This window comes from Streptosporangium subroseum (genome assembly GCF_900188345.1).
Lineage (GTDB): Bacteria > Actinomycetota > Actinomycetes > Streptosporangiales > Streptosporangiaceae > Streptosporangium > Streptosporangium subroseum.
Genome location: NZ_FZOD01000001.1, coordinates 408458 through 427368, shown reverse-complemented (window position 1 = coordinate 427368; position 18911 = coordinate 408458). Strand labels below are relative to the sequence as shown.

Here is an 18911-nt window from a genome sequence, read left to right as displayed (position 1 = left end):
CGCCGGGGGTCATCCGACGCCCGAAGCCATGACCGCACCACCCCCGTACGAAGGACTCTGACCTGAACAAAGGGCTCTGAAAGGAGCACCGCCATGCGTTACCGGCTAGGGGTGGACGTCGGAGGGACGTTCACCGACATCCTCCTGATCGACCAGGATTCGGGGCGTACCTTCCGCGCCAAGACCCCCTCCACCCCCCACGACCAGTCCGTCGGCGTCCTGGCCGGAATCGAGAAGGCGTGCGCCGAGGCCGGGATCTCGCTGGCGGAGATCGGCCAGGTGCTGCACGGCACCACCGTCGCGACCAACGCGATCCTGGAGGGCAAGGGCGCCCGGGTCGGCCTGGTCACCACCGCCGGGTTCCGGCAGGTGCTGCAGATCGCCCGGTCCTTCGTGCCGGGAGGCCTGGCCGGCTGGATCATCTGGCCCAAGCCCGAACCGCTGGCCGCCCTGGAGGACACCGTCGAGGCGGTCGAGCGGGTCGCCGCCGACGGCTCGGTCGTCACCGCGCTCGACGAGGAGTCCCTGCGGATCTCCCTGCGACGGCTGAAGGGCGTCGAGGCCCTGGCGGTCTCACTGATCAACTCCTACGCGTTCGACGGTCACGAGCGGCGGGTCGCCGAGATCGCCGCCGAGGAGCTGCCGGGTGTGCCGATCTCGATCTCCTCGGAGGTCCTGCCGGAGATGCGCGAGTACGAGCGGACGATCACCACGGTCGTCAACTCCTACGTCCAGCCCCAGGTCGCCCGCTACATGGACAACCTCGCGACGAAGATCGCCGGTGGCGGCGTCGACGGCAACCTCTACGTCCTGCGCAGCGACGGAGGCCTCGCCTCGGCCGCCGCCGCGGCGGCCGCCCCGGTGAACCTGCTGCTGTCCGGACCGGCCGGCGGCGTCGCGGGCGCCACCTGGGTCGCCGAACAGGCCGGTTTTCCCGACTTCCTCACCTTCGACATGGGCGGCACCTCCACCGACGTCGCCCTCGTGCAGAACCTGCAGCCGCGCACCGGCCGCGAGACCAAGGTCGGCGACCTGGCGGTCCGGTCGGCCTCGGTGGACGTGCGCACCGTCGGCGCGGGCGGCGGATCGATCGCGCACGTGCCCGAGCTGACCCGCGCGCTGCGCGTCGGCCCGCAGTCCGCCGGCGCCGTCCCCGGACCCGCCGCGTACAACAGGGGCGGCGAGGATCCGACCGTCACCGACGCCAATGTGGTCCTCGGTTACCTGCCGACCCAGCTGGCCGGCGGCGAGATCGTCCTGGACCGCGACCGCGCGCGCCAGGCCGTACAGCGGATCGCCGACGCCATGGGCCTGCCGTCCGCCGAGGCCGCCGCCCAGGGCATCGTCGACATCGTCAACGAGAACATGTTCGGCGCGCTGCGCCTGGTCTCGGTGCAGCAGGGCTTCGACCCCCGCGACTTCGCGCTCGTCGCCTTCGGCGGCGCCGGCCCGCTGCACGCCAACGCGCTCGGCAGGCTCACCGGCTCGTGGCCGGTCATCATCCCGCCGTCACCCGGCGTGCTCTGCGCGTACGGCGACGCCACCACCTCCCTGCGCGACGAGGCCGCCCGCACCCACATCCGCCGCTTCTCCCGGCTCACCGACGCCGAGCTGGCCGACCTGCTCGCCGAACTCGCCGAGACGGCGGCCGCGACCCTGGAGGCCGAGGGCATCGACCGGGCCGCGCAGACCGTGACCTACCAGGTCGACGTCCGCTACCACGGCCAGGGCTTCGAGATCCCGATCACTCTGGAGCCGGGAACCGGGCTCGACGCGCTCGGCAAGGCCTTCGACGCCGAGCACGAACGGCTCTTCTCCTTCCTGCTCGGAAACGAGCACGAGCTGGTCAGCGCCCGCGCCGCGGTCAGCGGCCCGCGCCCCAACGTTCAGCCGGCGGCGCTGGCCGAGGGCACCGAGGACGCCTCGGCCGCCGTCACCGGCACCCACAAAGTCTGGGTCGAGGGCGGCTGGGCCGAGACCACCGTCTACGACCGGTCGAAGCTACTGGCCGGCAACATCGTCCAGGGCCCGGCGATCGTCGTCGAGATGGACTCCACCACCCTTGTCCTGCCCGGCCACGCCGCCTTCGCGCACGAGAGCGGCTGCCTGCTCATCAGTCCCGTGGAGGCGTGATGGCTCAGATCATCGAGACCGCGACGGCACCGCTCACCCCGGTGGACGTCGACCCGATCACCATCGACATCATCGAGAACGCGCTGCGCAACGCCCGCTACGAGATGGACGAGGTGCTGTTCCGCACCGCCCTCTCGCCCGGCATCCGCGAGCAGCACGACGAGTTCCCGCTGATCGGCGACCCCTCCGGGCGGATGGTCGTCGGCCAGTTCGGCCTGTCGATCCCGGCGCTGCTCGACGGCTTCGAGGGAACGATCGAGGAGGGCGACGTGCTGCTCACCTCCGACCCCTACTCCTGCGACGGCGCGATCAGCCACGCCAACGACTGGCTGGTCGTCATGCCGATCTACGTGGCGGGGCGGGTCGTGGGCTGGGCGTCGATGTTCGGCCACATGTCCGACGTCGGCGGCAAGACCCCCTGCTCGATGCCCACCGACGCGCGCACCATCTTCGAGGAGGGCGTGGTCATCCCGCCCTTCAAGCTCTACTCCAGGGGCGTGCTCAACGAGGACGCGCTGCGCATCATCCTCAACCAGGTCCGCCAGCCCGACTGGAACCGCGCCGACCTCAACGGCATCATCGCCGCCTGCCGTACGGCGTCGCGGCGGATCCAGGAGCTGTGCGCCCGGTTCGGCGCCGACACCTACACCTCGGCGCTCGACGCCCTGCTCCGGCGCAACTACGACGCGATGAAGACGCTGCTGTCGATGCTGTTCGAGGACGGCGAGACGCTCACCTTCGCCGACTACATCTGCGACGACGGCGTCGGCTACGGCCCGTACAAGCTGGTGCTCTCGCTGACCCGCACCGGCGACAAGGTGCTGCTGGACTTCTCGGGCAGCGACCCGCAGGCCCAGGGGCCCATCAACTACTACATCAACGAGAACCTCGCCCGGATGTTCTTCGGCATCTACCTGATCACGGTGGCCGACCCGCAGATCCTCTGGAACGACGGCTTCTACCCCCTGGTCGACGTGCACATCCCGGAGAAGTCGTTCTGGAAGCCGGAGTATCCCGCCGCGCTGAACGCCCGCAACCACGGCATCGGCCGCATCTTCGACCTGTTCGGCGGGCTGCTCGGGCAGAAGACCCCCGACCTGCTCAACGCGGCCGGCTTCTCCTCCTCCCCGCACTTCATGTACTCGGGGAACCGCTCCGACACGGGGGAGTGGTTCCAGCTCTACTCCATCGGCTTCGGCGGCATCCCCGGCCGCCCGATCGGCGACGGCCCCGACGGGCACTCGCTGTGGCCCTCGTTCACGAACATTCCCTGCGAGTTCCTGGAGTCGTACTACCCGATGCGCATCGAGCGCTGGGAGACCGTCGCCGACACCGGCGGCGCCGGGCTGCACCGCGGCGGCAACGGCGTGGACGTGGCCTACCGGTTCCTGGAGCCCGGCACGATCGCCATCCACGACGACCGCTGGCTCACCTATCCCTGGGGCGTCAACGCCGGCGAGCCGGGCGCGCGCGGACGCAAGTGGATCGAGCGGGCCGACGGCCGGGTGGAGACGCTGCCCAGCAAGATCCACGACGTGCCGGTCCGGCCCGGCGACCTGCTGCACTTCGTCACCTGGGGCGGGGGCGGGTGGGGCGACCCGCTGGAGCGCGACCCGGCCCTGGTCGGCCTGGAGGTACGGCGCGGCCTGGTGACCGCCGAGGGCGCCGCGACCTACGGGGTCGTGTGTGATCAGGACGGCGCCGTGGACACCGGCGCCACCGCGGAACTGCGCGAGCGGTTGCGCGCGACCCGGCCGGAGCCCTCGGTGTTCAACATGGGACCGCCGATGGAGGAGATCCTCGCCCGCTGCGAGGAGGAGACCGGACTGCCGGCCCCGAAGCCGCCGGTCCGGGTGTGATCAGGGACCACGAGGAGGTGTTCGGGCGCACCCTGCCGTTCGGGGAGCGCCCGGCGCTTGTCCTCATCGACCTGATGCGCGCTTACTTCGAGCCGGGCGCCGAGCTGTACATGGGCTCGCGCGACTGCCTGGACGCGGCGGCCCGCATCCTTCTCGCCGCCCGCGACGCCGGCGTCCCCGTCATCCACACGCGCGTCGCCTACGGTCCCGGCGGCGTCGACGGCGGGTTGTTCTTCCGCAAGGTCGCCCCGCTACGTCACCTGGTGGGCGACGGTCCGCTCGGCGCCCTGATGCCCGAGGTGGCCCCGCTGCCCGGCGAGCTGGTGATCGTCAAGCAGTACGCCAGCGCCTTCTTCGGCACCAGCCTGGCCTCCACCCTCACCGCCCTGGGCATCGACACCCTGATCGTCACCGGTGTCTCCACCAGCGGGTGCGTCCGGGCCACCGCCGTCGACGCCGTCCAGCACGGCTTCGTGCCCGTCGTCGTCCGCCAGGCCGTCGGAGATCGCGACCCCGGGCCGCACGAGGCGAACCTGTTCGACATCCAGGCCAAGTACGGCGAGGTCTGGGACGACACCGAGGTGATCGCCCGGCTGGCGGGGTGGGTCTGAGAGTTTTCCATAGCCGGGCACAGCGGCCGGACGGGACGACCCGTCCGGCCGCTGCCGCGTCGCCGATGCGCGTCTGAGGGCTTTTCACGGCATGACCCGACGACCGTAGAACTCGACGTTCACATCACGTGTAAGCCGGCGGCTTGCACGTGATGGGCTCCCGCCCTCGACCCGGACCGCCTCCCGGCTCCCGATCCAGGTGAGCGGGGAGGGGATACATGCCGAGGGCAGGAGCTTGCGGCGGTCCGCCCGGCGATCCTGCGATGAACCGCACGCGATCGCGGAGGTTTCTCTCCCGCGTGTGTCAGGCCCGGATCTGGCGGGTGATGGAGGGGTCGGTGATGGCGGTGTCGTTCGCCAGCAGGAAGGCCTTGCTGAGGATCAGCGCCAGCCGGCCGTCCTCCTCGAAGGGAAGGAACAGCCTGGAGTGGGGGTCGCGTCCGGAGACGATGCACAGGTAGGCGTCGTTGGGTTCCATCAGGATGTTCGCCGATCCCAGGTGGATCTTGTAGGTGCGCAGATCGCCCCGGACCACTAGGAAGCGGTCGGTCAATGTGCACCGATCGGCGATGGCCGTACGGCCGATCAGGCGCGACAGCGCGTCGCGCCGCACCTCGGCGGAGGACGTCAGAGCAGCGAACGAGCCGGTCCGCCAGTAGTTCTGCATCTGGTCCGGTCCCTGGTCGGCCCAGTGGGGGTCGGTCATGATCGAGGTGACGGCCACAAAAAGGTCGACGTCTCGCATGGCCTCGCTGAAAACCAGCGCCGGGACCTCCCTCAACGGTGCCTCGTACCAGGCGCCCCCGGCCGGCCTGTGGAAGCGGATCTCGTCGGTGAGCGCGTAGCCCTCCTCGTACAGACCGTGGCTCAGTGTCGCCCGCCACTGCCCGCCCGCCAGTACTCGCTGGGCCGCCCCGTCGTTGTGGCCGCCATCCCAAGACCCCAGATAGTGGGACTTCCAGCCGCGGTCTTTAAACAGTGCGCGTAGTTTGCGGTAGTCCACCACGTGCCCGGCGAACCGGTTGGAGTAGGTTCCGGTCGTCTCCTCGGCGGGGGTGAGCAGGTAGACCTCGCGGAATGCCTGCTTGTACGGCTGGCGCAGCTCCTTGTCCTCCACGACCTCCCGCCAGGCGCGCACCTCCTCCAGGGACGCGCGGGCCGGATGCCACAGCCGCACCGGCACGTCCGGCACGGTCAACCCCAGCTCGGCGCGCCACACGCCGGGCGCGACCTCGAACTCCCAGATCAGCCGGTCGGTGACCGGATGACCTTCAAGCTGCCGGTACGGCGGAGGCGGCTCGCTGGTATATCCGGCCTCCAGCGCTCTGGCCAGGGTGGCCTGTTGCTGCGCGGTCTGCTTGGCCAGCTCGCGCAGCCGCTTGACCTCCTCGGGGTGCTCCCGTTTGACCGCCGCCGGGACCGCCTTCAGCTTCTTGTCTCCGTGCCACCACGACAGCTCGACCTTGCCGTCGGTGGAGATCACCGCCGTGTGCTCACCGACGGCCTGGCGCAGCCGCCCGTCGGGCAACCGGAACGCCACCTCCAGCCGGTTGGCCAGGGCGGGCTCGATGCGCTTGAACTTGCGGTCCAGTTCCTTGGGCACCCCCGCGTGCCGGGTGATCCGGCGAGCGGTGCGCAGCGCGGTGATCACCTCGGGGGTCGGGTAGTCCTCCGCCGCGCGGGCGATCTCGAACAGCAGTGCCTGGGAGGGCAGGGTCTTGGCAGGGGTGGGCGCCACCGCGATCCCGCGTACCAGATTGTCCAGCAGCTCGGGCAGCCAGGGCTCGTCCCGGAAGAGCGCCAGCCGGACGGCCCGGCCGAGAGTCGTCTTCTCGCTGACCTCGAACGCCTTCTCCGCGCTGTAGGGAATCTCTCCGGCGTGGATCGCTGCGACGCGGGCCTCGGCCGCCTCCAGAGCCGTCCGGGCGAAGTCCGGGTAGCCGGGCTGGCCACCGAGCCACTCGATCACGCCGAGCAGCGGGGCGACATGGTCTGGCCGTGGCCGTACCGCCTCGGCGAACAGTGCCCGCCGCTCCACGTCCCAGCCGAGAAGCACGTCCATCTCGGCTACCGCGATCGGCCCGCGCTCCTCGGCGAGCCGGGCGCTCACTTCGGCGTCCATGCCCGCCAACCCCGCCGCCACCAGCAGCACGAAGGGGGATTCGTACAGTCTTTCTCCGTCCGGCATCAGGAATCCGACCAGCTCGCGGGCCGCCACGGCCAGCCGCTGCTCGTCGACCACGTACGGTGCGAATATCAAGCCGCCGTCGACGGTCCGGGCCGCCGCGCCCAGGCCGGCGCTCAGCTGAGAGGCCTCGGGCCAGTACGTGGGGTCGTTCGCGGTCCCGGTGATCAGACTGTGCAGGCGCTGCGCGAGGGGGGAGAGGTTCATGCCGATGGTTCCTGTCAGGGGTGGATCCGGTGGAGGATGGACGGGTCGGCGATGGCTGTCGAACCGTCACCGCGTCCAGGCCGATGCGGTGATCGGCTCAATCGCCTCGTGCAGGTCTCTACGAGGCGATTGCCACATGGTCTCTACGAGGCGATCGCCACGTGGCTGATTCGAGCTCGCCGATCAGATGAGATGGCTCCGGTCCTGGTCAGATGAACGGGCCGACGAGGTCGGCGAACTCCTCCGGGCCGACGATCCGCACGCCCAGGCCCTCGGCCTTGGCCCGCTTAGAGCCCGCTTTCTCCCCCGCCACCAGCAGCGACGTCTTCGCCGAGACGCTGGAGGAGGATTTGCCTCCGGCGCGTTCGATCAGCTCGTTCATCTGGTTGCGGGTCAGCGCCTCCAGCGCTCCGCTCATCGCGCCGGTGACCACGACGGACATCCCGGCCAGCGGTCCCTTGGATGTGCCGCTCGCCTCCGCATCGGTGTCGGTGTCAGGAGCGGCGGGGGGAGTCCAGTCCGGCTGGGTCATGTTGACGCCGGCCCTGATCAGCTTGTCGATGAGATCGCTGAGTCCGACCAGCTCGGCCACCACTCCCGGCGCCTTCTTCGGGCCGATGCCGTCCACCGCCTCGATCGCTTCGGCGTCGGCGGCGCGGATGGCGTCCATGCTGCCGAAGTGTTTGGCGAGGCGGCGGCTCATGGCGCGGCCGGTGCCGCGTACACCCAGCGCGCAGAAGACCCTGCTGAGCGGTTGTGTCTTGGCCCTCTCGATGGCGGCGAGCAGGTTGTCGGTGCTGGTCTCGCCCATCCTTTCCAGGCCCAGCACCTCCTCGCGGGTCAGATAGAACAGGTCGGCGAAGTCGGCGATCAGCCCGGCGTCCAGCATCTGCTGGATGCGGTTCTCGGCCAGGCCCTCGATGTCGAGCTGGTCGCGGCCGGCGGCGTAGCCGATGGAGGCGATCACCCGGCAGGCGCGCCCGCGTACGCACCGCCACCGCTCCTGGGAGGCGTCGATCGCGTCGCCGCACAGCGGGCAGACCTGCGGGATCGGGATCGGCTGCTCCTTGCCGGTGCGCAGGTGCACGACCGGGGCCTCGACCCGGGGGATCACGTCGCCGGCCTTGTAGACGACCACGGAATCGCCGAGCATCAGGCCCCGGCGGGTGATGTCGGCGACATTGTGCAAGGTGGCGTAGGTGACCTTGCTGCCGTCGAGCATGACCGGCTCCAGCACGGCGCGTGGGGCGATGATGCCGCTGCGGCCGACGTTCCACTCCACATCGAGCAATTTGGTGATCTTTTCGGTGGCGGGCAGTTTGTAGGCGATCGCCCAGCGGGGCGCGCGCGAGCTGAAGCCGGCCTGGGCCTGGTCGGCGGCGAGATCACATTTGATCACGATGCCGTCGATGCCGAACGGCAGCTCCGGCCGCACGGCGGCGATCTGCTCAACCCGCTCCTGCACCTGCTCCAGCGTCTCGGCGACGATTCCGGCGACCGGGGTGGCGTCGGTGGTCTGCACGCCTTGGGCGGCGACCCACGCCATGACCTCGCTGTGCGGCAGCTCGCGCAGTCGCATCGCCAACTCGGAGGTGTCGTCGGGGGCGGGCAGCACGCCGTAGCCGAAGAACGTCAGCTCGCACACATACGGCCGGTCCTGGGCGCGCAGCGTGCCCGCGGCGGCGCTGCGCGGATTGGCGAACGTGGTGCCGTCGTGCGCCTGCCGCTTGGCGCACGCCTCCTCGAACTGCAACGTCGTCATTTCAACTTCGCCGCGCAATTCAACGGTGACCGGCTCGGCCAGCCTGACGGGCAGTCCCACGATGGTGCCGATCGCGTGGGAGACGTCCTCACCGGCGGTGCCGTCGCCGCGGGTCACAAGCTGCATCAGGCGGCCGTGACGATAGCGGGCCGAGATGGCCAAGCCGTCGAGCTTGGGCTCGACGCTCCACGCCGCGACCGGGCGTCCGAGCCTGCGCTCCAGCGAGGCGGCCCAGTCGGCCAGTTGCCCGGCGCCGAAGACGTTGTCCAGACTGAGCATCGGCACGGTGTGCGGCACGTCGCCGACCACGGCACCGCCGGCGACCTTGCCCGTGGGCGAGGTCGCCAGCACCGCCTCGGGGTGGGCTTCCTCGTACGCCTGGATCCCGCGCGCGAGCCTGTCGTAGGCGTCGTCGTCGAGCGGGGAGGTGCCGTCGGCGTAGTAGGCGGCGGCGGCGTCAACAGCCAGTTGGACGGCTTCGGCGTAGGCCGTGTCGTCGGCCAGGACAGCGATGGGGGGCTCCTCGGTCATGGTTCGATCATGCTTTAGGGCACCGACAATTCCGTTGCGGGCTCAGTGCCGACGATGCCGTCGAGGTACGCGTCACAGACGCGCGGCTCGTCTCCAGGAACCAGGAACCACGAACCAGGTCGCGATTGAGATAACAGATGCCGAGATCCCATCCCCGTGGACCCCGGCATCCCGCTACGCCGTATCTGCCCAGCCAAAGACGAACGCAGCACTAGGAAGCGGGAAACACCACCACAAGGTCTTCTCCCACGCTCTCGTCCAACGTTCGGGTGTGCAGGCGAACCCGGTATTTCCCCGCCTTCGGAAGGGCGACCGCGACCTTGATGCCCCTGCCCCTCAGGTGCACCCGTCCCGAGCCGAGAACCAGATCCGCGTCGACCACGTCGTCCCAGCCCTTGCGCCGGATCGGCGGGGCCGTACGCAGGACCTTCACGGTGACGCAGGCGACGCCGTACTCCAGCGTCGTGCCGACCCGGGCGGCGCCCCCGTGGGCCACAAGCGGGCTGTCGGATTCGATGTTCTCGGCATCGAGCGTCTCCAGGCTCGCCGCGCGCCCGTCGAAGATGTGGTAGCCGTCCCAATTGGTGGGCAGGTGGACGGCTGTGACCTGGCGGGAGGTCCGCAGCGCGGGCCAGGGATCGAGGCAGCCGCTCACGTACTGAGCGGCCTCGTCGGCCACCTCCTGCCGCCGCAGGGCTCGCTCCTTGGCCTCCCGCTGCTTGAGCTGAGCCGCCGTGAGCAGGAGGTCGGGCTGGTCACGTGCGACGACTTCCGGGCACAGGTAGACCAGCGCCTCGGCTCTCACCTTGCGGTCGCCTGTCGCGCAGCTCTTCCAGCCCTTGCCCAGGAGCTGCTGGTCCGCGACCGGGCGCCCGCCTGCGCTCCAGAACCGTATTTTTTCGTAGAGCCGCCCGTCTCCGGCCAGGCACAGGTAAACGCGCCGGCGATCCTGCGGAGGGGTATCGGCGAACAGGGGGATCGACGAACAGTCGGCGTCGAGCCAGGTGTAGGTCATGTGGGGCTTGACCTCGGGGGCGACGACCGCCAGCGGAGCCAGGACCATCGGCGCGAGGAGCCATCGGGGCGAGCGCAGGGGCTCGGGATCCGGTGCGGTGCCGGGGCGGTTGAGCTCGTGGGCCGTCCGGGCGAGCCAGACCAGCTGGAAGACGGCCAGCACATCCAGGAGGTCGGACAGGACCACGCTCTCCGGAAAGTCGACGAGCCGGTTCAGGACGATGGGGACGGGGATGACCGCCAGCTGGCACGCCCCCAGGACCATCGTGGTCCTCCTCCAGCGGCCGTCGCGTCGCTGGGCGATGAGGATCATCAGAAACCAGGCCAGCCCCGCCGCCGCGAGTGCCAGGTTCACCGCGGAAAGCACGGGTACGCCCCAGTCGGCGTAGCTGGCCGGGGGCGCGGCTTCGAGCACCCATGGAAGCACCGTGCTCAGCAGAGCGGTGGTGACCAGGATCAGGCGGAAGGCCGGTCCCGAGCGCGTCAGCGTCTGCGCGAGGAGGATGACGATGGGCACCCACAGCACCACGTCGAACGCGGTCGCCACCTCGTCGGGGAGCGGCACCGGGATCAACAGCCAGCCGACGTAGACGTAGAGCAGTCGACGCAGCCACAGCGCGCGTCGCGGCAACGGCGCAGCGTCGGCCGGCCCTCGGAGCACCTGCCAGAACATCCACGAATTGACCGCGCCGACCAGAAGCAACCCACCCAGCACCGCGAGCAGCGAGGTCTCGTCGGCGAAGCGGGAGGGCGGGTACCACTGGACCACGGTCCAGGCCGGATCAAGGGAATCTCGGGCCAGACTGATGACGACCGCGACCACCACGGCCGTCATGTTGACGATTACCGCTAACCGCCCCAGACGGTATCTCTGCACTGCATGCCGCCCTTTTTGCGCGAAAGGGCTGATCGTAGCGCCCATCTGGCGGCACTTGTGCGCGAGTTGTTCACAGGGTGATAAACCAAGAATTTCTCCAAGCTGCCGGGGGCGCGCAGCGGCTTCTGCGAGCAACTGCTCGATCTGGCGTGACCGCTGCCCAGCGGTCTTCGCGCCTAGTGGCTCGTCTCGGAGCGTTGACTTGGTAATTGATCCCGGCGGGTGAACCCGTCGGACCGGCCGCTTCTGGACCATGACCGGCGCCTGGCCGACATCCCCGCCTGCCACCGGGAGGGAGACACTCCTACCTGATCGCACCGGGGCCCTGACCGGCAAACGGTCGGCACAAGCAGGACACGACAAGCTTTGGACAAGACGGCGTGGCTAGCGTGCACCGCAGCCAGGTCGGGAGTTGCCATGCCTTCTTCAGTGTCAGCCGGTCCGCGAATTCGTTTGGGCAAGAGAGACGGCGGCTCTTTCCAAATGGCATGCGGAGTATTGATCGCGTTGAGTGGCGCGCTGGCAGCCTTCATCTTCAACGCGGTCTATGCGAGGGGCTGGATTGATCTGGAGGTTTACCGGGAAGGCGGAGCGGCGGTACTGCAGCGTACCTCTGTCTACGATTTGATCGTAGGTGAAAATCGGCTGAAGTTCACCTACTCACCGTTCGCAGCAATGCTGTTCACGCCTCTCGCCTTGGTTGGAATGGAGGTTTCCGTCGCCCTCTGGGTGCTGATCTCCATACTCGCCCTTGAGGCGGTAATATGGATTCTCATCGGCCGTACTGCAGTGAAGAGCCGTAGTCGCCGAACAACTCACACATTGTTGGTTGTTATCGCGATACTTCCCTTGTACCCGGTAACGCTAACGCTGTGGAATGGGCAAATAGGTATTATTCTGCTATTGGCGATCATTGTCGATCTGACGCACGGCAAAAAAAAGTGGCGCGGAATAGGAACGGGCATTGTCGCCGGTATCAAACTCACCCCACTGATATTCATCCCCTATCTTCTCGTCACGCGTCGTTTCCGGGCCGCCCTGATGGCCGGCCTTGGTTTTCTCGGCACGGTAATCCTCGGATTTCTGCTGCTGCCGGCCGATTCACGTGATTACTGGGGTGGTGCATTTTTCGACACGCAACGGGTGGTCGCCGGGCAGGACGCGGATTTTTTCAATCAATCGCTTCGCGGCATGCTTATGCTCATGACCGGCTCTTGGCCCGCCGTGCCTCTCTGGCTCGCCCTGTGCGCGGTAGTCGGCACGGGTGGACTTTTGGTCGCCGCATGGACCGCGAAGAAGGCTGGCGAGCTCGCCGGAATCACCGCCTGCGCCATCGTGGGACTGCTTGTCTCACCCGTTTCCTGGCCGCACCATTGGGTCTGGTGCATACCGCTCTTGGTGCTCTGGGCACAGCGCGCTCAGCGCGTAGACGTTACGCTTGAGAAGGTGGGCGTGGGGGTCCTGTGGTTCATCTTTTTTCTGCCTGGATATATCGCCCTGGCGACACTTCTGATATATCCATCCCACGCCGGAATGTGGCTGATGTCGCTGACGGGTAGTTATGTGCTCAGCGGATTTTTGGCATTGCTGGCGCTTGCGGTTTATTTTGGCCGGATCGATTGGCGGCAGAGAAGGCACGGGTTGGGCGACGCCTAGAGACCTTCAACGGTCAGGGTTGTATGGCCTGACCTCGGCGTGAGGTGGCGGCCGCTCGTCGCGAAACTACCTGAAGTGCATGAGGTATCCCGATAGCGGTGGCTTGACCGCCGAACCGCTGCTGCGCCGCACCCTCTACCCATACGACGAGCACATCGTCATCGGCGCCAATGCAGGGTTCACCCGGCAGGGCCCCGACCAGTGGACATCTCTCGGCAGGCCGGCCTACCTGCGCCGGCAGCGCGAAACGAGCCCGCGCACCCTCGGAGTCGACCGGATCGCGCTGTTCCAGCTGCACCGCGTCGACCCCGAAGTGCCCCTCGAAGATCAGGTCGGCGAGCTGAAGGCGGCCATCAGGTAACAGGCCTTCCCTTCTTCCTGGTTGTACCCTGACGGAGCCACATGCAGGGCGCTGAGGCCGTCCGGAGCGATCGGGCCGATTGTGGGCGTTCTCGGGAATCGCCTGCGACGGGGGGCGGTGCCCGGTGATTCCGGCTGTCGCCGTAGGTTCATGTGGGCGCCACGGATATCGGTGCTCACGTTCAGGCGGAGCTATCCAACGCATATTATCCTGTATATCCTACAGGTAGAGTGGGGTATTATGGATCGCGTAGCAGGTTCTCCATCGGTCGCCGTCGTGGGCGGCGGCGCGAGCGGCACTCTGGCCGCGGTGCATCTCCTTCGCCGGGCGCGGGCGCTGGCCATGCCCCTGGAGGTCGTGCTGATCGACCAGTACGGACGGCACGCGCTGGGGCAGGCGTACTCGACCACCGATCCGCATCACCTCCTCAACGCCTGCGTCAGCAAGATGAGCGCGATCGAGGGCGATCCGGGTCATCTGCTGCGGTGGGCCCGCCGCGACGGGCTGGACATCGACGGCCCGGACTATCTGCCGCGGCAGGTGTACGGGCGCTACCTGCGCGAGGTGCTGTCGGCCGCCGAACAGCGACCGTTCCGGGTGGTGCGCAGGGTGACCGGGACGGTGAGCGCCTTGACCGGTACGGCGGGCGCCCTGACCGGTACGGCGGGCGCCCTGACCGGTACGGCGAGTGCTCTGACCGGTACGGCGGGCGCGCCGACCGGTACAGCGGGCGCGCGGACCGGTGATCGGGGCGTGCGGGTCCAGTTGTCGGACGGCGGGCGCATCGAGGCCGATGCCGCCGTTCTGGCCCTGGGCAATCGCCCCCCGGCCGCCTGGCCACACATCGTGGACGCCGCGAATCCCCGTTATGTTGCCGATCCGTGGGCGCGAGACGCTCTGGCCCGGATCTGCGACGGCGCGCCGGTGCTGGTGCTGGGCACCGGGCTGACCATGGTGGACGTGGCGGTCACCGTGACCCGGGCCCATCCGAAAGCGGTGGTGTACGCGCTGTCGCGGCACGCTCTGCTGCCCCGGACGCACCCGCATCCCGCGCCGCCCGCGGTGCCGGTGCCGATCCCGGACGGGCCGTTGGGAGTGGCCGCTCTGCTGCGTGCGGTGCGCCTGGCGGTGAGGGACAACGCGGGCGACTGGCACGGTGTGGTGGACGGCCTGCGCCCGCAGGCCCAGCAGTTGTGGGCGCGGCTCACCCCCGAGGAGCAGCGGCGGTTTCTGGGTGGGGCCGCCCGCTACTGGGAGGTGCACCGGCACCGGATTCCGCCGGTCACGGCAGCCCGGATCGCCGATCTGCGGGCCACCGGCCGTCTTCGGGTGCTGCGCGGCCGGATGCTCCGGGCCACGGGCGTGCCCGAGGGGTTGTGCGCGCGGGTGGAGGTCGACGGCGCGGTTCGGGAGTTGGAGGTCGGCTGGCTGGTCAACGCCACCGGGCCCGGGTCCGACATCGCCGGTGACCCGTTCCTCGCCTCGCTGATCGCGGGCGGCACGGTCCGGCCGGATCGGCTGCGGCTCGGCCTGGACGCCGGTTCGGGCGGCGCGGTCCTGGATGCGGCGGGGCGCTCCGACGGCCGCGTTTTCACGTTGGGGCCGATGCTGCGTGGGAGCCTGTATGAGACGACGGCGATCCCGGAGATCCGCGCCCAGGCGGCGGCCCTCGCGCCACGCCTCATCGAGGCGATCACCGTCCGACCCGGCCGGTCTCATCCCGAGCCCGGCTCCCCGGAGCACGACGAGCCGCCACTGACCGCACGACCGGTACGGCAGGCGCGGTCAGCCTAGGGCCGGGAACTCCTCGTGGAAACCACTGAAGTCACGTGCTCGGTCGACGAGGTGAATTTCGAGAATCCAGTGGCAGCGCCGCCCGGTGGGATGCCTCGACTCATCGTCGGGCGTCCCTGAGCGGGGGCAGGAGGCGGATGCATCAGCCGGATCGTGGAGATTCGGATCTGTGCCGATGCGCGTCTGCAGAGTGACGCCGTTGCATATAGACGCTCCCTATCGGCGGATAGAAGCAAACGCTTTGACCTGGGGATCTTCGTCGGCGGAGAGTGGGATCACCCCCACCGACAAGGAGCAACGGTCATGGCCAAGGTTCTGTGTGTGCTGTATGACGACCCGGTCGACGGATACCCCAAGACCTATGCGCGCGACGACCTCCCGGCGCTGGACGGTTACCCGGGCGGGCAGACCCTGCCGACTCCCAAGGGCGTCGACTTCACCCCCGGCCACCTGCTCGGCAGCGTCTCCGGCGAGCTGGGCCTGCGGCGCTTCCTCGAGGAGCGCGGCCACACCCTCGTCGTGACGTCCGACAAGGACACCGAAGACTCGGAGTTCGACCGTGAACTCGCCGACGCCGACGTGGTCATCTCCCAGCCCTTCTGGCCCGCCTACCTGACGGCCGAGCGCATCGCGAGGGCGCCGAAGCTGAAGCTCGCGATCACCGCGGGCATCGGCTCCGACCACGTGGACCTCGACGCGGCCATCGAGCACGGCGTCACCGTCGCCGAGGTCACCTACTGCAACAGCATCAGCGTCGCCGAGCACGTCGTCATGATGATCCTGTCGCAGGTCCGCAACTACCTCCCGTCCTACCAGGTGGTGCTCGACGGAGGATGGAACATCGCCGACTGCGTGAGCCGCTCCTACGACGTCGAGGGCATGCACGTCGGCACCGTCGCCGCGGGGCGGATCGGCCTGGCCGTACTGCGCCGCCTGAAGCCGTTCGACGTGCACCTGCACTACACCGACCGGCACAGGCTGCCCCGCGAGGTCGAAGAGGAGCTGAACCTCACCTGGCACGCCGGCACGCAGGACATGGTCCCGCACTGCGACGTGGTCACCGTCAACGCCCCGCTGCACCCCGAGACCGAGGGCCTGTTCGACGACAAGCTCATCTCCACGATGAAGCGCGGCGCGTATCTGATCAACACGGCCCGGGCGAAGATCGCTGACCGCGACTCGATCGTCCGGGCCCTGGAGAGCGGCCAGCTGGCCGGCTACGCGGGCGACGTCTGGTACCCCCAGCCCGCCCCCGCCGACCACCCCTGGCGAACCATGCCGCATCACGGGATGACCCCGCACATCTCCGGTTCGTCCCTGTCGGCCCAGGCCCGCTACGCGGCCGGGACCCGGGAGATCCTGGAGAACTGGCTGGACGGCGAGTCGATCCGCGAGGAGTACCTGATCGTGCAGGGCGGCGGCCTCGCCGGCACGGGCGCCCACTCCTACTCCACCCGGACCTGACAACCGGCCCCGTACGGTCCCGGCCCGCGGGCCGGGACCGTACGGGGATGACCACCCGGCCTTCCCGCGGATGAACATGCGCCCGGCGACCGTCACCAACAACGGAGAAATCGTGGTCACCAAGCAAGAAGCAGCAGAAGCCGTCCGCCAGGCCAAAGTGGTGACAAGACGTCGCAGCCGGCACGAGGGCCGACGCGTGCTCGGTGAGGGCCCATCGTGCAGCGGCCCTCGCAGGTCGGCACCAGGCCGGTTGACGTTTTACGATCGTTTTCTAGTCAGTTTTCGAAACTTTCAGCCATGGTTGAAGGGGGTATAGTCGCACGTTAGAGGCCATGAAAGCCATGATTGCGCCCCTTGTCGCGGGCGTTTTGAGAGCGGGATGGTTGCTCGGATTTACCGGTTTGATCATCGTATTCGTCGAATGTTTCTGAAACTATTGACGACATCTGTTCGTAACACCTAGCGTGGCAGCGATCGAGTTCATGGCCTGAGCGAAGGCCGCCGGCGAGGGCGGAGTGCCTGGTCCAGCGGCTGCGGCGACGGCGGTCGGGGACGGATGGGTCGGATGAGAGCCGCGCTGCTGAAACGTTTCGGTACACCCCTTGTCGTCAGCGATGTAGAGCTCGACGAGCCACACGCGGAAGAGGTCCTCGTCCGGGTCGAGGCGGCGGGCGTCTGCCACAGCGACCAGCACTATCTCACCGGGGACCTGCGGTGCCCGCTGCCGGTCGTCCCCGGGCACGAGGGCGCCGGTGTGGTCGAGGCCGTCGGGCCGGGCGTCACCCGGTTCTCGCCCGGGGACCGCGTCGGCCTGATGTGGCGGCCCCGATGCGGGCAGTGCCGCTACTGCCTCGTCGGACGGCCCGCTCTGTGCGAGGCGGCCGGCATACAGGCGAGCTCGGGCGGCCTTCTCGACGGGACCACGCGCCTGCACTCCGGCGGGGAACGGGTCCATCACCTGCTCGGCGTCTCCTGCTTCGCCGAATACTGCGTCGTCTCCGAGCGCGCCCTGGTGCCCGTACCGGCGGAGGTGCCGGCCGAGATCGCCGCGATCGCGGGATGCGCCGTCGTCACCGGCGTCGGCGCCGTGCTGAACGTCGTGGGCAGGTGCGCGGGCGACGGCATCGTGATCTTCGGTGCGGGCGGCGTCGGGCTGTCGAGCGTCCTTGGAGCGGTCCTCGAAGGCGCGAATCCGATCGTCGTCGTCGACGTCGTGCCCGAGCGCCTGGAGATGGCGATGAAACTGGGCGCCACGCACACCGTCGACGCGTCCAGGGAAGACGTCGCCGAGGCCCTCCGGGAGATCCGCCCCGGCGGCATGGAGTGGGCGATCGAGGCGATCGGCCGCCCCGCCACGCTGGAGACGGCGATCGACGTGCTCCGCCCGGGCGGAACGCTCGTGGCGGTCGGCCTCGGCGCGGTCGGCACGACGTTCGACGTGCCCCTCAACATGCTCGTGCAGCGAGAGAAGCGAGTGGTCGGCAGCCTGTACGGCTCGGCCAACCCGCTCATCGACCTGCCCAGGCTGTTCGACCTCTATCTCGCCGGACGCCTGCCGCTGGACGCGCTCATCGGCCGGCGGTATCCGCTGGATCACATCAACGAGGCCTTCGCCGACCTGACCCACGGTTCGGTCGGCCGGGGCATCGTCCTGCCCTGGGAGTCGCAGTGACCGTCACACAGGACGAGCGTCGCTACGCCGTCTATCCGAGCCTGCGCGACCGGGTCGCCTTCGTCAGCGGCGGCGCGACCGGTCTGGGCTCGGAGTTCGTCTCCGCGATGGCCGCCCAGGGCGTCCGGGTCGGCTTCGCCGACATCGACGTCGCGGGCGCGGAGCGGCTGCTCGACCGGCTCAGCCGTACGGACTGCCCGAAGCCGCTGTTCGTCGAGGCCGACGTCCGCGACATCGCCCGGTTGCGGACGGCGATCGCGGAGGTGACGGACGGGCTCGGGCCCATCTCGATCCTCGTGAACAACGCCGCCAACGACGAGCGCCACGACTCGCAGGCGGTGGACGAGGCCTACTGGGACAACGCGATCGCGGTGAACCTGAAGCACCACTTCTTCGCGACCCAGACGGTGGTGCCCGGCATGCGCGCGCTCGGCGGAGGTTCGATCATCAACCTGGGCTCGGTCAGCGCGCACACCGACTTCGTCGGGCTGCCCGCTTACGTGACGGCCAAAGCCGGCATCGAGGGCCTCACCCGTACGCTGGCCCGCGAGCTCGGCCCGGATCGGATCCGTGTCAACTGCCTCATACCGGGCTGGATTTTCACCGAGCGGCAGCTCGCGCAGTTCGTCACCCCCGAGACGCTGGCGAAACTCGACCAGGTCCAGTCGCTGAAGGACAACATCACGCCGGCCGACGTCGCGCGGATGGTGTTGTGGCTGGCGGCCGACGACAGCGCCATGTGCACCGGCCAGAAGTGGATCGTCGACGGGGGATGGATGTGAACG

11 protein-coding genes and 1 pseudogene are annotated in these 18911 nt (G+C 68.9%); 9 read left to right on the top strand and 3 right to left on the bottom strand.

The features are described 5' to 3' along the window. The first annotated feature begins 93 nt into the window (after positions 1 to 93). The 3 genes from CHC08_RS01915 to CHC08_RS01905 are packed head-to-tail and all read left to right on the top strand — an operon-like array spanning position 94 to position 4603. Entirely contained in the window at positions 94 to 2133 is a 2040-nt protein-coding gene (locus CHC08_RS01915) for a hydantoinase/oxoprolinase family protein (protein ID WP_089205348.1), read from the top strand. Further along, positions 2133 to 3992, top strand: coding sequence for a hydantoinase B/oxoprolinase family protein (locus tag CHC08_RS01910; RefSeq protein ID WP_089205347.1), 1860 nt, complete (start codon positions 2133 to 2135; stop codon positions 3990 to 3992). Before CHC08_RS01915 ends, CHC08_RS01910 begins: the two co-directional genes overlap by 1 nt. Then, positions 3989 to 4603, top strand: coding sequence for an isochorismatase family protein (locus CHC08_RS01905; RefSeq protein ID WP_089205346.1), 615 nt, complete (start codon positions 3989 to 3991; stop codon positions 4601 to 4603). The genes CHC08_RS01910 and CHC08_RS01905 overlap by 4 nt, the downstream gene beginning before the upstream one ends. A 304-nt stretch (positions 4604 to 4907) precedes the next feature. On the opposite strand, the gene CHC08_RS01900 is transcribed toward CHC08_RS01905, so the two are convergent. From CHC08_RS01900 to CHC08_RS01890, 3 genes are all read right to left on the bottom strand, one after another. Further along, positions 4908 to 6995 (bottom strand): DUF4132 domain-containing protein, encoded by a 2088-nt coding sequence (locus tag CHC08_RS01900; protein WP_089205345.1) that lies wholly within the window; start codon positions 6993 to 6995, stop codon positions 4908 to 4910. A gap of 208 nt (positions 6996 to 7203) precedes the next feature. Beyond that, complete coding sequence (ligA, locus tag CHC08_RS01895) at positions 7204 to 9288, bottom strand: NAD-dependent DNA ligase LigA (RefSeq protein WP_089205344.1); 2085 nt, start codon at positions 9286 to 9288, stop codon at positions 7204 to 7206. A 211-nt stretch (positions 9289 to 9499) separates the two neighbouring features. Continuing rightward, positions 9500 to 11137: a hypothetical protein gene (locus CHC08_RS01890; RefSeq protein ID WP_089205343.1), complete on the bottom strand. Its 1638-nt coding sequence runs from the start codon at positions 11135 to 11137 to the stop codon at positions 9500 to 9502. A 459-nt stretch (positions 11138 to 11596) separates the two neighbouring features. Here CHC08_RS01890 and CHC08_RS01885 point away from each other — a divergent pair, with 459 nt between their 5' ends. The 6 genes and pseudogenes from CHC08_RS01885 (at position 11597) to CHC08_RS01860 (ending at position 18908) form a co-directional block, all read left to right on the top strand. Further along, a complete protein-coding gene (locus tag CHC08_RS01885) occupies positions 11597 to 12835 on the top strand; it encodes a glycosyltransferase 87 family protein (protein ID WP_089205342.1) in 1239 nt (412 codons plus the stop codon). 112 nt (positions 12836 to 12947) lie between these two features. After that, positions 12948 to 13178: pseudogene (locus tag CHC08_RS01880) on the top strand (aldo/keto reductase); the annotation flags it as partial. A gap of 258 nt (positions 13179 to 13436) precedes the next feature. Then, positions 13437 to 14990, top strand: coding sequence for an FAD/NAD(P)-binding protein (locus CHC08_RS01875; protein ID WP_179281837.1), 1554 nt, complete (start codon positions 13437 to 13439; stop codon positions 14988 to 14990). A 303-nt stretch (positions 14991 to 15293) separates the two neighbouring features. Beyond that, entirely contained in the window at positions 15294 to 16454 is a 1161-nt protein-coding gene (locus CHC08_RS01870) for an NAD-dependent formate dehydrogenase (RefSeq protein WP_089205340.1), read from the top strand. 565 nt (positions 16455 to 17019) lie between these two features. Then, positions 17020 to 18126, top strand: a complete 1107-nt coding sequence (locus CHC08_RS01865) for an alcohol dehydrogenase catalytic domain-containing protein (RefSeq protein ID WP_179281836.1) — start codon at positions 17020 to 17022, stop codon at positions 18124 to 18126. Continuing rightward, on the top strand, positions 18123 to 18908 hold the full coding sequence (locus CHC08_RS01860) for an SDR family NAD(P)-dependent oxidoreductase (protein WP_089205339.1): 786 nt from the start codon (positions 18123 to 18125) through the stop codon (positions 18906 to 18908). Before CHC08_RS01865 ends, CHC08_RS01860 begins: the two co-directional genes overlap by 4 nt. Positions 18909 to 18911 lie beyond the last annotated feature (3 nt).